Annotated in this window: 10 protein-coding genes; 9 read left to right on the top strand and 1 reads right to left on the bottom strand. The window is 44.8% G+C overall.

Going from position 1 to position 15,254, the window contains the following annotated elements; all coding sequences use genetic code 11:
• Nucleotides 1-133: 133 nt before the first annotated feature.
• Complete coding sequence (locus MKY87_RS04150; protein WP_249912260.1) at nt 134-1,054, bottom strand: LysR family transcriptional regulator; 921 nt, start codon at nt 1,052-1,054, stop codon at nt 134-136.
• A gap of 366 nt (nt 1,055-1,420) precedes the next feature.
• Here MKY87_RS04150 and MKY87_RS04145 point away from each other — a divergent pair, with 366 nt between their 5' ends.
• The 9 genes from MKY87_RS04145 (at nt 1,421) to MKY87_RS04105 (ending at nt 15,108) form a co-directional block, all read left to right on the top strand.
• Complete coding sequence (locus tag MKY87_RS04145; RefSeq protein WP_340963078.1) at nt 1,421-3,319, top strand: beta-glucoside-specific PTS transporter subunit IIABC; 1,899 nt, start codon at nt 1,421-1,423, stop codon at nt 3,317-3,319.
• A gap of 15 nt (nt 3,320-3,334) precedes the next feature.
• Entirely contained in the window at nt 3,335-4,195 is an 861-nt protein-coding gene (gene licT / locus MKY87_RS04140; RefSeq protein ID WP_340963076.1) for a BglG family transcription antiterminator LicT, read from the top strand.
• A 45-nt stretch (nt 4,196-4,240) separates the two neighbouring features.
• Complete coding sequence (locus MKY87_RS04135; RefSeq protein ID WP_253501322.1) at nt 4,241-5,698, top strand: glycoside hydrolase family 1 protein; 1,458 nt, start codon at nt 4,241-4,243, stop codon at nt 5,696-5,698.
• Nucleotides 5,699-6,069: 371 nt separating this feature from the next.
• Nucleotides 6,070-7,491, top strand: a complete 1,422-nt coding sequence (gene leuC / locus MKY87_RS04130; protein WP_249912599.1) for a 3-isopropylmalate dehydratase large subunit — start codon at nt 6,070-6,072, stop codon at nt 7,489-7,491.
• Between the two features lie 31 nt (nt 7,492-7,522).
• Complete coding sequence (gene leuD, locus MKY87_RS04125; RefSeq protein ID WP_091028995.1) at nt 7,523-8,125, top strand: 3-isopropylmalate dehydratase small subunit; 603 nt, start codon at nt 7,523-7,525, stop codon at nt 8,123-8,125.
• A gap of 384 nt (nt 8,126-8,509) precedes the next feature.
• Complete coding sequence (locus tag MKY87_RS04120) at nt 8,510-9,916, top strand: N-acetylmuramoyl-L-alanine amidase family protein (RefSeq protein ID WP_340963072.1); 1,407 nt, start codon at nt 8,510-8,512, stop codon at nt 9,914-9,916.
• 258 nt (nt 9,917-10,174) lie between these two features.
• On the top strand, nt 10,175-11,584 hold the full coding sequence (locus MKY87_RS04115; protein ID WP_340963069.1) for an N-acetylmuramoyl-L-alanine amidase family protein: 1,410 nt from the start codon (nt 10,175-10,177) through the stop codon (nt 11,582-11,584).
• 35 nt (nt 11,585-11,619) lie between these two features.
• On the top strand, nt 11,620-12,297 hold the full coding sequence (locus tag MKY87_RS04110; protein WP_340963066.1) for a GerMN domain-containing protein: 678 nt from the start codon (nt 11,620-11,622) through the stop codon (nt 12,295-12,297).
• A 72-nt stretch (nt 12,298-12,369) separates the two neighbouring features.
• Complete coding sequence (locus tag MKY87_RS04105) at nt 12,370-15,108, top strand: S-layer homology domain-containing protein (protein ID WP_340963065.1); 2,739 nt, start codon at nt 12,370-12,372, stop codon at nt 15,106-15,108.
• Nucleotides 15,109-15,254: the final 146 nt, after the last annotated feature.

The following is a 15,254-nucleotide window of genomic DNA, read 5'->3' as shown; positions in this document are numbered from 1 at the left end:
TTACTGTGATTGCAATGTAAGAACTCTATCCTGCGGATGCGGGAAACGAGTATATGACAAAGGCTTGGCCCATAAGGGTCAAGCCTTTGTTTTGGTTCAGTATGAAATGTACCCATACCCATAGGAAAAAAATTTAGTCTCCCTTTGACAGTTCGGCCACGGTTTGTTGAAACGTATGGATGAATGCTTCGGCTGCCTTCGACAGCACTCTGCCTTGACGATAAGCCACAACAAGTGTTCTGCTGGGAGTAGGCTCAGCAAGTGGCACATACACAGGCACGAACTCACTGCGCGGAGCCCGGGCAATAAAGCGAGGTACCAAGGTAATACCCATACCTGTGGCGACCAGCGACTGAACGGTTTCAATATTGGTGCTTTCAAACACAACATTGGGGTCAAAACCGGCCTGCTCACAGAGATCAAAAGTAAGTTTGCGGAAACCTTGTCCTTTTTTCAATACAACAAAGGGTTCATCACGAAGCTCTTCAATTCGCACCGGAAGCGGATTTTCCGGATCTGCCCTGCGCGCCAAAGGGTGATTCGGGGGAACCGCCAGATCAATTTTTTCCTCTCCAATGGCAACGTAGGCGAGACTTGGCTCTTGTAAAGGAAGAGATAACAGACTGAGATCTGCTTTGCCGCTTGCTGTCAATTTCTCAAGTGTAAGCCCGGAGTCTTCCAATAAAGTAACCTCAATCTCGGGATAAGCTTGTTGGAACGCTGGAAGCACGTGTGGGAGCAAGTGTGAGCCCGTGATCGGCATGCTGCCTACAACGACTTTACCTTTGCGAAGCTGGGAGATATCGGACATTTCCTGACGCAATAGCTCCACGGCATCTACGATCTTCTGGGCTTGCTCGACAAACGTAACACCGGCATGGGTTAACTCTACGGTACTCGTATTACGCTGAAAAAGGAGTACACCCAATTCTTTTTCCAATTTGGATAATTGCTGGCTTAATGAAGGCTGGGCAATATGCAGCTTCTCTGCTGCCCGGGAGAAATTGCGTTCGGCCGCAATTTGCAACGTATATTGAAGTTGTCTGAATTCCATCGCATTGGTCATTCCTTTCGTTATGCCACCATTATATCATTACAGATGAAGAAATCATTAATTTCGCTTAACCGCTTGCACTCCATCAGAAGAGTTGATATACTGATTTTGAAAACGCTTAATAAGAACCACTTACCCGGGTAAAACAAAATCAACGTTTTCATGTGTAGCAGTTTCAAGTGTTAGCACAGAACCATTTCAAATGTTCATATTCTTTTTCGTTCATATAATTGAATAACATTCATCCAACGATGGCGTGTTACTGTTCGGCAGGCAAGACCTAGATTGGGTGGGAAGAGTTTCTTTTTCCTACCCTTTTTAGGTCTTTTTTTGTTCCCATCATGAAGAAATGGCGGAGGTGTCGTTATGAATCACAAACAATTAGCCCAATCGATTATGGAGCTGGTCGGTGGCAATGATAATATCAACACGTTAATTCATTGCTCTACCAGGCTCAGACTTACCCTGAAGAATCCGGATATGGCGAAGACCCAAGAAATTAAGAGCCTTGATGGTATTATTGGCGCAGTGAATAGCGGCGGACAATATCAGGTTATTATCGGTAATGACGTCGCGTACGTCTACAATGAACTTGCCAAGATGATGGATACTCGGCAATCAAACGAAATTCAGGAGAAACAAAAAGCGGATTATAGCCCCAAAGGACTGTTTAATACTTTTGCCAGTGTCATTGCAGGCATTTTCCAACCTATTATCCCAGCCATTGCTGCCTCGGGCATGCTTAAGGCACTGTTGCTACTGGCGACCGTGACCGGCCTGATGTCTAAAGAGAGCCAGACATATACCGTTTTGAGTGTCATGTCTGATGCTGCCTTTTACTTTCTTCCGATTCTACTGGCCTATTCCAGTGCAAATAGATTTAAAACGAACCCCTTTGTTGCCGTTCTGTTTGGTGGAATCATGTTACACCCGAATATGATTGGTCTGCTTGGCGGTGAAGATCCGGTGTCCTTTGTTGGCATACCCGTTGCATCCGTTCAATATGCGACATCCGTGGTACCGATTATTTTAACGGTCTGGTTCATGTCTTACATTGAAAAGTTCGCGGACAAGATCTCACCAGGGCCGGTCAAAATTTTCCTTAAACCTTTGATTGTTATTCTCATTGTTGCTCCAGTTGCCCTGATTGTACTTGGACCTCTGGGAATGTATCTCGGAACGGGAATGTCCAACCTGATCTATTGGATTCAGGATAAGATTGGATGGTTGACCGTTGTCATTATGGCTATACTGATGCCTCTGATTGTCATGTTTGGTATGCATAAAGTATTTTATCCCATTATTTTCGCAGCCTTGGCTTCACCTGGATATGAAACACTGGTGCTGGTCGCGATGCTGGCATCCAATATGGCGCAGGGAGCAGGCGCACTGGCGGTGTCATTCAAAACCAAAGACATCAAGCTGAAACAAGTCGCTTTGTCTGCAGGAATTTCAGGTGTATTCGGTATCACGGAACCTGCTCTGTACGGTGTACATCTAAGGCTCAAGAAAACGCTGTTTGCCTGCATGATCGGGGCCGGAGTCGCTGGGTTGTTCGCAGGTATTGTGAATCTCAAGGCATATGCTGCCGTGGGTCCGGGGATTGCATCTATGCCTATGTTTATCAGTGAAGATCATATGAATATTATCTATGCGATTATTACCATGCTGATCTCTGCCATTGTCGCGTTTGTCGCCGTATATGTCATTGGATTTCAGGATGTTGTTCCAACAGCAGTGTCGATAGCAGGCAGTCCTACAAACAAAGCGAGAGGCGAATCTGAAATCCAGCCATCCACAGGGATCAAATCGAAAAAGATCGTTTTTGCTCCATTGGAAGGTAAAGTTTTGCCATTAAGAGAGGTGAAGGACGAGGCCTTCTCGCAAGAAGCCATGGGACAAGGTATGGCCATTCAGCCAAGTGTTGGCAAGGTGTTTGCCCCGTTTGATGGTACCGTTGAGACGGTGTTCCGTACCAAACATTCCATCGGTCTGAGATCGGTAGAGGGGGTAGAACTTCTGATTCATGTCGGATTGGATACGGTGAAACTGAAAGGCCAGCATTTCCATGTAAAAGTGAACGAGGGAGAACAGATCTCTCATGGTCAGCTCCTGATCGAATTTGATCTTGAAGCTATACAAGCCGCAGGTTATGACACGACGACCCCTGTAATTGTGACCAATTCATCGGATTATCTGGAGATACTGGGCAATGAAACTGCGGCGACAACAGGACCGGGGAAACCATTAATTACGGTGTTATAACCCGCTGAAATATGAATGAAAGGCAGGCTGCCTGATATGGAAGTCATAAAAATATTGAATTCGAGCATTGTTCTTGCGAGACGTGGTGAGGATGACAAGGAAATTATTGTGATGGGAAAGGGCATCGGCTACAGGAGCAAACCGGGAGATGTCGTGGGCGAGGATGAGATCGAGAAGATCTATGTCCTTGAAAATGAAACGATCTCTTCGGATCTCACCGCCCTGATGAAGGAAACGCCAAAAGAATATCTGATTCTGGCTGACGAAATCATCTCCCATGCCAAACATACATTGTCCCGCCATCTGAGTGATCATCTCTATGTCGCATTAACAGATCACCTGTATATGGCCATGAAGCGATTCAAGGACAATATGACGATACAGAACCGAATGTTGTGGGAAGTGAAAAAGTTCTATCCGCAGGAGTTCAGTATCGGGTTGCATGGCCTGTCTCTCATTCAAAAACAGCTTGGACTCTCCTTGCCTGAAGAGGAAGCGGCGAATATTGCCTTTCATCTCGTTAATGCGCAGCAGAATGATGACAATATGAATCAGGTCATGATGATGACCAATACCGTCAAGGATGTACTCAATATTATCAAAATTCACTATCAAGTGGAGCTGGATACACACAGCATCAACTATTCACGCTTTTTGACCCATTTGCAGTTTTTTATTCAACGGCTTTTTGAACATAAAACATTAAACACACAGGATCATGAGCTCTTTGAGCAGATCGCGAATAAATATCCCCAGGAAGAAGCCTGCGTACTGCTAATCAAGGATTATATTGAAGCCCGGTTTGAACATACGATCTCCAATGAAGAGATGATGTATTTGATTATTCATATCAATCGGGTCATGAGTCGCAATTGAGCAAGAATGAAAGAGTCACAAAGATAATCCAAGGAGGAATACACAATGACCAATACAACAAGAACGTTTCCAGAAGATTTTCTATGGGGAGGAGCGATTGCTGCCAATCAGGCAGAAGGAGCGTGGAATGTGGATGGCAAAGGTCTGTCTACAGCCGACATTGCTATCTATCGAAAAGGTGTAGCCAAGAGTGAGTATAAAAAGCATAATGCGATCAATGAAGAACAGATCAAAACTGCGATGGAGTCTACCTCGGACAGAGAATATCCGAAACGCAGAGGCATTGATTTCTACCACCGTTACGAGGAGGATCTGGCCCTGTTTGGGGAGATGGGTCTCAAAACGTTGCGCTTATCTATTGCTTGGACCCGAATTTTCCCGAATGGCAACGAAACAGAGCCGAATGAAGCCGGTTTACAGTTCTATGACCGCGTTATTGATGGCATGCTGAAACAAGGGATCGAACCATTGATTACGTTATCGCATTATGAGATGCCGATGTATCTGGTGAATCACCATGGTGGATGGACGGATCGGAAAGTCGTCGAGTACTTTGTTCACTTTTGCAAAACCGTGTTCACCCGTTATAAGGACAAAGTGAAGTATTGGATTACATTTAATGAAATCGACAGCATTGTTCGTCATCCGTTTACGAGTGGTGGTATTGTTCCGGAGCGTTTCGAAAATGTGGAGCAGGCTGTATATCAGGGGTTGCACCATCAATTTGTAGCGAGTGCGCTCGCAGTGAAATACTGTCATGAGATCATTCCCGGTTCCCAGATTGGATGTATGCTTACCAAACTGACAACATACGCTCATACATGTAATCCCGAAGACGTACTCGTTGCTTCCCGGGATAATCAATTCAATCTTATGTTTACGGACGTACAGGTGCGTGGAGCGTATCCGTACTTTACGAAGAGATTTTTTGCCGAAAAAGGGATTAACCTGGATATGCTTGAGGGGGATGAAGAGATTCTGAAAGTACACACTGTGGACTTTATCTCATTCAGTTATTATATGTCCTTGGTATCAAGTGTGGATGGCGACCGATTGGAGCAGGTGAGTGGCAATACAACTGGAGGGGTGAAGAACCCGTATCTGCAAACGAATGATTGGGGCTGGCAGATTGACCCGGTAGGTCTGCGCATCTCACTGAATGAACTGTACAGCCGTTACGAGGTGCCTTTGTTTATCGTTGAAAATGGAATTGGAGCGGTAGACACGATTGAAGCTGATGGTAGCATTCAGGATGATTATCGTATTGATTATTTCCGCTCTCACATTGAACAGATGCATGAGGCGATTCTGGACGGTGTTGAACTGCTCGGCTACACCAGTTGGGGAGTGATTGATCTGATCAGTTATTCTTCTTCAGAGATGGAGAAACGATATGGCTTTATTTATGTAGATCAGGATAATGACGGCAATGGAACACTGGAGAGAAAACGCAAGAAGAGTTTCTATTGGTACAAAGATGTGATTGCGAATAACGGTTTGTAATACAGTAGTCGGACAAGTACTCTCTATAGAAGGCGTTGATATGATAATTTTCATTTCATAACAGAAACTAGGAAAGCAGCTCTGGATTCAGGGCTGTTTTTTATGTTTTAGATAAAAAGCATTGACAGCGAAGCAGCGGAAACGTAGTATAAGACTTATATGATAATGATAATTGTTATCAATTGAAACCTCTGCGATGAGCAGTGGTTTATTTGTCTTTCTCTCATTATAGGTTAAACCTATTACATCTATAGATATTATATCTTGGAACAATGAAGGACAGGGTGATATATTTATGTCATTCAAGAGCTTCACTTTTTAAAGAAAACAGAGGCTCTTCCAAGGACCGAACTTATAATGAGGTGAAAATGATGAGTAAAAAAACGATGTTTGAGAAAATTTGGGAAAATCACGTAATTCATCAAGAAGAAGGCAAACCAAGCATTCTGTATATCGATCTGCATCTGGTGCACGAAGTAACTTCTCCGCAGGCATTTGAAGGTCTTCGTCTCAGCGGACGTAAAGTTCGTCGCCCTGAATTGACATTTGCAACAATGGACCACAACGTTCCAACGAAAGACCGTTTCAACATTACAGATCCTATCTCCAAACAACAAATTGATACACTTTCGCAAAACTGCCGTGATTTCGGCGTGAAATTGTATGATCTGGACACGATTGATCAAGGCGTTGTACACGTTATGGGACCTGAACTGGGTCTGACTCACCCGGGTAAAACGATTGTATGTGGTGACAGTCATACGTCCACACACGGTGCGTTTGGCGCACTGGCATTCGGAATCGGAACAAGTGAAGTTGAGCACGTTATGGCAACTCAATGTTTGCAACAAGCAAAAGCCAAAACGATGGAAGTTCGTTTTGTCGGCAAACGTAACCCGGGTGTAACCGCAAAAGACATGATCCTCGCAGTCATCGCCAAATACGGTACAGACTTTGCAACAGGTTATGTTATTGAGTACACAGGCGAATCCATCCGTGAGTTGAGCATGGAGGAGCGTATGACAGTCTGCAACATGTCCATCGAAGGTGGAGCAAGAGCAGGACTGATCGCGCCGGATGAAACAACATTTGAATATCTGCGTGGACGTGAATACGTACCAGCGGATGCCAAATTCGATGAAGCTGTAGAAGGTTGGAAACAGCTTGTAACCGATGAAGGTGCCGAGTTCGACCATGTGGTTGAAATCGATGTGGAGACATTGATTCCGCAAGTAACTTGGGGAACAAGCCCTGGCATGGGAACCGATATTTCTTCGAAAGTTCCTGTTCCGGCTGAATTGCCAACAGAAAACGAACGTAAAGCGGCTGAAAAAGCGCTTGAATATATGGGACTTGCACCGGGAACACCAATCGCCGAGATTCCAATTGATTATGTATTTATCGGTTCTTGCACCAATGGTCGGATCGAAGATCTGCGTGCAGCAGCAAAAGTGGCTAAAGGTCACACGGTATCCAGTCAGGTTACAGCAATTGTTGTACCAGGTTCAGGACGAGTTAAAATCCAAGCAGAACAAGAAGGTTTGGATAAAATCTTTACGGAAGCCGGATTTGAATGGCGTGATGCGGGATGCAGTATGTGTCTGGCGATGAACCCGGATGTATTGAAGCCAGGACAACGTTGCGCTTCGACTTCCAACCGTAACTTTGAAGGACGCCAAGGACGCGGAGGACGTACGCATCTGGTATCTCCGGCAATGGCAGCAGCTGCAGCGGTTAAGGGTCACTTTGTGGATGTACGGGACTGGAATTTCAAAACAGAAGCAGCGATCTAATCTATAACAGACAGAAGGGAGAACGTTTAATATGGAAGAATTCAAAACATTACAAGGCATCGTTGCACCGGTAGACCGGGTCAATGTAGATACAGACGCAATCATTCCAAAACAGTTCCTGAAACGGATTGAACGTACCGGATTTGGACAATTTTTGTTCTATGAATGGCGTTTTGATGAAGAGGGGAACAACAATGCTTCCTTCGAAATGAACAAACCTCGTTATGAAGGGGCATCGATCCTGATCTCACGTGCCAACTTTGGCTGTGGATCTTCCCGTGAGCATGCGCCATGGGCAATTATGGACTATGGATTCCGTTGTGTCATCGCTCCATCTTTTGCAGATATTTTCTATAATAACTGCTTTAAAAACGGAATCTTGCCAATCAAGTTGTCAGAAGAGCAAGTTGAAGACTTGTTCCAACGTACAGCGACACATGAAGGTTATGAGATGAATGTAAATCTGGAAAACAAAACGATTACTGATGCATACGGACTGCATATCGATTTTGATCTGGATGAGCACCGTCGCCAATTCTTGTTGCAAGGATTGGACGATATCGGTCTGACTCTTCAACATGATGATGAAATCGCTGCTTACGAACAACGCCACGCGGCAAAACTGTTCGGTTAATCGTTAAAGTATCGCATAGCAGAAAGCTTCTGCCTCGCCAAAGGGATCTTGTTCCCAGCGGTGAGACAGAAGCTTTTTTTTGTAATACTTCCTATTCCGATATATGTATACTTTAAAGTTACATTAATAGATGGAATATCGTCAATTTATGACATCACTGATACGAAATCGATACACATTCATGTAAAAGAGATTATGTTCTTAAATGTGATCTGCTTTTTTATCTTATTTCCGACTGAATATGACAACGTTGTAACCGGATGAAGGGACAATATCTGATAAACTGATTAGTAGATTATGGAAGGTTACATAGGCTCATTGATGTTATGCTGTGCAGAGAATCAGGTCGGATGTTCAAAAGACAAAAAGAATGGTGGATGAGGTATGAAAAAATGGTCGGCAGCAGTTGTTTTTCTTCTGTTCCTATGTTTATTTCCAGTCATGGCCCATGCAGACACCACTCCCTCGATTGTACTCGACGGTGTAACCATTAATCAGCAGAGGGGTGCACCTGCTGAAAATATCGGAAAAACGGTTATGGTTCCGATTCGAATTGTATCCGAGAATCTGGGTTATAAGGTGAAATGGGAAAAAGCAACCCAGTCAGTCCAGGTTCAAAAAGGAAACAGCACGATTCTAATGACGGCTGGCAAAGATGCAGCTACAGTGAATGGAAACGTGGTGAATCTGGATTCGCCTCCACTGATCAAACAGGGAACGACGCTTGTTCCGTTACGCTTTGTCGGGGAAGGCATGGGTCTGCGTGTTGGTTGGGACAATGGAACCAAGACAGTAAGCCTATTTAGTATTCCTCCCGTAGTTGGAACGGAAGGTGACAGTGACCCCGTTGAGGCACCTGTCCCGGATGGTCTGACAGAGCTTCAAGGCATCAGCTTCAGCGGAGATCGCTTGATTGTAGCAACAAACGGTAATATTAGCCCCAAAGTATCCAGTATTGGTGGGCCAGACCGAATTATTGTTGATCTGCCATCGGCGACATTCTCTCAGGAATTCATTCAGGGACAAGCATCTAATGTGGATGGCAGTGGACAGATTCTCGTTACGGATTCATCATTAGTTTCCAAAGTCCGGTATGCCATGTTCAGTAAATCGCCTTCTACCGTGCGTGTCGTTCTGGATCTGAATCAGACGGTTACAGCCAAATGGTCTGTTGGAGATAACAATGTCTTGCTCGTTGACCTGACAGCCACGAGTGGAGAACCGACAAGCCAACCGGCAGTACCTACGAATGATGGTAAAACGATTGTGGTCATTGATCCGGGACATGGTGGTCGTCAATCGGGTGCAGTGAGTTTGTCAGGAGCTTATGAGAAGGATTTCAATCTGGCTGTAGGACTGAAGGTACAGGCAATCCTTCAAAAATACCCAAATATTCAAACAGTCATTACACGCCAGGATGATACAGAACTTTCGCTCAAACAGCGTGTGGATATTGCTGAATTGAATCAGGCAGATGTTTTTGTGTCCATTCATGGAAACAAATTCACTACACCGGTACCAAACGGTATTGAAACGCTCTACAGTCGTAAAGAAAGCAAGACATTGGCTGATACTCTTCACAAATATGTATTGCCGATAACAGGACTCAAGGATCGTGGGGTTAAAACGGCTAGTCTGCATGTGACGCGTGAAACAACCATGCCTGCTGTGTTACTTGAACTTGGTTTTTTAAGTAACCCTATAGATGAAGCAGTTATGCTCACGGAAGAATACCAGGACAAATGTGCACAGGCGATTGTAGACGGAATAGTTGAATTTTTGGGACTGTAAATTGAATTGTGCGCAAATATGAAGGTTAGGGTAGTACGTTGTTTAGAGATGTATATTTGATAAATAAGGAAAAAAGAAGACATTAAAATGTAAAAAAAGCTTGATCTGACAACGTTTTTTTTCTGTTATGTTGGAATAAATTCGCAACTTTTAAGAGCGAGGGGCGTCTAATAGGTGTCTGGTAATGCCCAAGCGGTCAGTCGGAGTTGGAAAATGACAACATGCGGCAAAAAAATATGAGAATGGTAGGGGTGAAGGATGAAGAAGTTCGGTTTTTTGGTACTGTTATTTGTCTTTGGGCTCGTATTCCCGGGCTATAGTCACGCAGCAACAGACACGAAAATTATCCTAGACGGAAAAGAAATCGTACAGCCATCGGATACAAAAGCGGAAATTATCAACAGCAAGGTGATGGTTCCGATCCGGGTTGTGTCCGAAAATCTTGGATATAGCGTGGAGTGGAAGCAGCAAACGCAAACGGTGACTATTAGCAAAGACAACACTGCCATGCAGATGATTGTTGGACAGAAGACGGCAACGGTGAACGGCAGTAACGTAAACCTGGATGCCCCGCCACTCGTGAAAAATGGTACTACGCTCGTACCTCTCCGATTTATTGGTGAGGAAATGGGTCTTAAGGTGGGTTGGAACAATGCCACGAAGACGGTAACATTAGTTACCCAGAATTCAGGTTCCGGAAACGGGACAACCACACCTCCGAACTCTGGCAATAATGGCGGAGGATCGGATCAGGAAGGTCTTGTACTGGTGAACGGCATCAGCTTCAGCGACAACCGCTTCATGATTGCAACAAGCGGAAGTACGAAGCCGAACGTCTTCACGATGACAGGACCAGATCGAATCGTTATAGACTTGCCGAATACCGCATTTGCTGATTCGTTCAGTGAAGGACAGGCTCTAGACAGCAACCAGAATGGACAACTCGTCGTTAGCGGCTATCCGGATGTGTCGAAGATTCGTTACTCGTTATACAGCAACAGTCCATCTACAATTCGTTTTGTAATAGATCTGTCCAGTTCAAAAGGGTACAGTGTGCAAAATGATTCCGGACTGGTTATGATTAACCTCGACAATCAAAGTGGTACACCTGCTCCTCCGGTTGGTAATAATGGCAAAAAAGTTGTCGTTATCGATGCAGGTCACGGAGATCATGATCCTGGGGCAATCGGTGTAACTGGTAAACGTGAAAAAGACTTCAATCTGGCAATGGCTCTGAAAGTGGAAGCCTTGTTGAAAAAAGAATCCAAAATTGACGTTGTGTTAACGCGCAGCGATGATACATTTTTGGCATTGAAAGAACGTGTGAAGATTGCACAAGACATAAAAGCGGATATCTTCATCTCCATTCACGCTAACAGTGGCCCTGCTGCTGCGAACGGTGTAGAGACATTCTATACACGCTCCAACAGCAAAGCACTTGCTACAGTGATGCACAAGTATCTTTTACAGTCTTCCGGACTGAAAGATCGTGGAGTGAAAACGGCAAGTCTCCATGTGACCCGTGAAACGACAATGCCAGCAGTTCTGCTGGAAGGTGGATTCCTTAGCAATAAGAGCGACGAAGCAGCCTTGTTCACTGAGAGTTTCCAGAACAGTGTTGCCAAAGGGATTGTTGCAGGAATCAAGGAGTATCTGGGAATTAAATAAGGGACAAGCCCTTATGTTGAGGAGGCGGAGTTAGAATGAACAAGAAAATATGGATTGCAGCCTTGCTGCTAACGGTTATGGCAGTTGCTGCTGGATGTGGAAGCAAGCCAACAGCTGCTCCGAATCAGACGCAAGGCGCAGGAACTGAAAACAATGTGACCGAGGTTGAAGGCGAAACAATTACCGAACCGGTAACTGCTGAACCTGAAGAGAACACAACACCTACAGAATCGACGGAAGGCAGCTCGGAGGAAACAACTACAACAACTCCGCCAAGCGAAACGTCTACGGAGAAGCCGCCAACTTCCGAAAGTAATGAAAAGAAAACGATCACTGTATTCTATACGGATGAAGAAGAACTGGAGTTGCACAAAGCTGCGGCAGAGATTTCATACGCATCGGATGATGCCAAATATAAAGCTGCCTTTGAATCACTGCAACAGAGCAAAGACGCTAAGCTTGTTCCGCTGTGGTCTAAAGAAATTGAATTGAAGTCTGTTCAGTTCAAGGATGGAGCTCTTACGCTGGATATTCATATGCCAGATACGGCACGTCTTGGAGCAGGTGGAGAATCTTATGCGCTGGATGCTCTAAAACAAACGTTCTTCCAGTTTGATGAAGTAAAATCACTTGATTTACTGGTGGATGGTCAGCAGACGGAGAGTCTGATGGGCCATGTGGATCTTGAACATCCAATGACAAGATCCGAATAGGCTGTACAGCATGTTGTTGTACCGTGAATCCACGGAATATGGGTCGTTTTACATGAGAGAGGGGAATCATAGGTGACTTTTAAATATAACAATCCATCACACTCTAAAAAAGTAGTATCAGCCGTGCTTGCAGGCATGATGGCCCTTAGCGCCGGCGGAGCTGCCATGGCAGCAGAATCAACAGAAACAGGGCAGGGTCAGACTGCTGCAATAACAAATACGGCTGCACCAACTGGTTTGTTCAGTGACATCAAGGTCGGATACTGGGCTGAAAAACATGTCTACAAACTGGCATATCAAGGTATTCTTCTCGGTAACAACGGCCTGTTCCGTCCAGGAGACGCGGTAACACAGCAAGAAGCTGTAACGATGGCAATCCGTTTTATGAATCAAGAGGGCCAGTTGAATACCGACACGGCTGCGGCATTACCGACAAACATGGAAGTGGGAAATTATTTCAAGCCATATGTCGCGCTGGCACTTCAACTGGGACTGATTGACAAAACGGAAGAATCAACAGTGGATGTATCCAAGACCTCCTGGGGTCAAAAGCCGGCTTCACGGGAATGGATTACGAAATTGTTAATCCGTTCATTGGACAAGGATGCTGAAGCAAAGGCACAAAACAATCAATCTACCGGATTTGCTGATAATGCAAGTATCTCCGAAAGTGGTAAAGGTTATGTCAATCTGGCTGTTAGCCTGGATCTGGCCAAAGGTGTGGAAGGCAACAAATTCAATCCAACCGGTTCCGTAACCCGTGCTCAACTCGCTACCTTCTTCAGTCGTGGCGAATCGTTAACGGATACGAAGTACCCGAACACATCCACGGGTTATGTGACTGGATTGAAAGATGGGCAGATCACGCTGGTTGTGGACGGCAAAGCCGTTAACTTCACAGTGAACAGCAGTACGCCTTACTTTACGAAAGACAGTGAAACTCGTGCTTTCGCCACAGATGTAAAACTATATACGAAAGTTATGGTTGTAGGTTCGGCAGGTGTGGCTTCCTATGTGGAAGTTGTTGATGCTACACCGCAGGTGGAGAGCGTGGAAGGTACGTTTGCGCGTTCATTGTCTGGTAATAAAATTGGTATCTTTGTGGGCGAGAATTACGAAACGTACAGTTATGATGAGGCAACTGCATTCATCGATCAGAATGGTAATGCAATCAAACTGTCCGATATTACGGCAGATAGTATCATCGAAGTTCAGCGTGAGACGTTCTCAGCTGACAAAAAAACAGTCGCTATTCGTGTGAAATCAGGCATTGTTAACAAGAGTGACAATGGCGTAATCGCTGAAGTGTCTACCTCTGGCAAAACAATTAAGCTTGTTAACGCAGCGGGCAATACAGAGCAATATACGTATAATGACAATCTGATTATTCGTTACCAGGACCGCATTCTCTCTCTGGCAGAGCTTAAAGCAGGCAGTGCCGTGAAATATACCGTGAAAGACAGCATCGTGCAAACGATCGAGTTGTCTCAAGGTATGGAGCAATCTGTGCGCGGAACACTGGTTGAGATTGGTGGTAACCAGTCCACGTTAACGTTCAAACGTGAAGGGGGTTCCCTTGAGGCGAAATTGCTGACTGAAAAGCCGGAAGTCATTATCAATGGCATTCAGGATGCAACGCTGAATGATCTCATCACGGATGCAACGAACGGAGATCAGGTGGAGTTGACATTGAACTCTGACGACCAGGTAACGCGTATTCAGGTGATTGGACGTCAAATGGAACCTATGAACGGGGTAACGGTTGTGTCTTACAACAGTAAAACAAAGTTACTTACCGTGTTAGATAACAACAAAAAACCGTTTGTATTTACATTGGATGAGAAAACCAAGCTGGATTATAATACAACCAAACCTACACTGGCTGGTCTGGAGTCACTCTTAAATGATGGTCGCAAATTGGATCTGACCTATGTGGGAACACGTGCATTGTCCGTTAAAGTGATTTACAAGTATGAAGGTACGATCAGCAACATTGATACTTCTGGCAAGAAAATCAGCTTGTTGTCTGGTAATCAGACAATTACAGTGCCTTATTCTACTGTTCCTACAGTTGAGATTTATAACAAATCCGGCGCAAGTCTGGGAGATTTGAAGATTGGTGACAAAGTTACCGTAACGCTTGGAGCAAATCAGGATGTCGTGCAGAAGGTTGCACTGAACACTGTGGCTCAATTCGAAGTGGTGGCCTTGGAAGCAAATAGTCGTATTCGAGTAAAATCCGATCTGTTGACAAGTCAGTTCTACGTGGATCAAGCGGTACTGACAGGAGAGAGTGGTCAGACGATCACGCCTTCACAACTGACAGCAGGCAACCTGATTAATGTAACGTTTGAAGGAGCTACGCCAAAAGCGGTTCAAGTTGTGAAGCGTACGCTGGCTGAAGTTACAGCGGTGGATGCTTCATCTGTAACGCTCAAGCAGTTTAACGGCCAGACTGAAACCGTGCCTGTTAGCGGTTCTGTTAAAGTCGTAAAATCTGGCTCTACATTAACTTCATTGACTAGTCTTACGGTTGGAGATCGTGTGGAAATGACAAAAGATACGGATAATTCCACACGCTTCAGAGTACTAACTGTCATGAGCAAACAATTCTGGTCTTATGATGGCGTTGGTAACCAGATTTTGGTTAAACGGGAAACGACAGCAGACACGAACTATCGTTTTGCACTCGGATCAAGTGTATTTGTTCACCAGGGTGACAATACTTTAAGCGTGCAATCTCTCAGAGATAATGATAATATTGTATTGTATCTCCTGAACAATGTTATTCTGGAGATTCAAAAACAGTAATCGTTTCTTTTCGAGGATCAAAAGAATGACCGTCTTGATACGGGATCTTTCCCGCATCAAGACGTTTTTTTTGCAAGCTTTTTGAGGTCCCCGCAAAGTACTCGGATGAAGCTTCGAAGTAAGGCTCCGCAGAGTGGAGTCATTTT

This window comes from Paenibacillus sp. FSL R7-0198 (assembly GCF_038000415.1).
Lineage (GTDB): Bacteria > Bacillota > Bacilli > Paenibacillales > Paenibacillaceae > Paenibacillus.
This window is presented reverse-complemented; position numbering and strand designations above follow the sequence as displayed.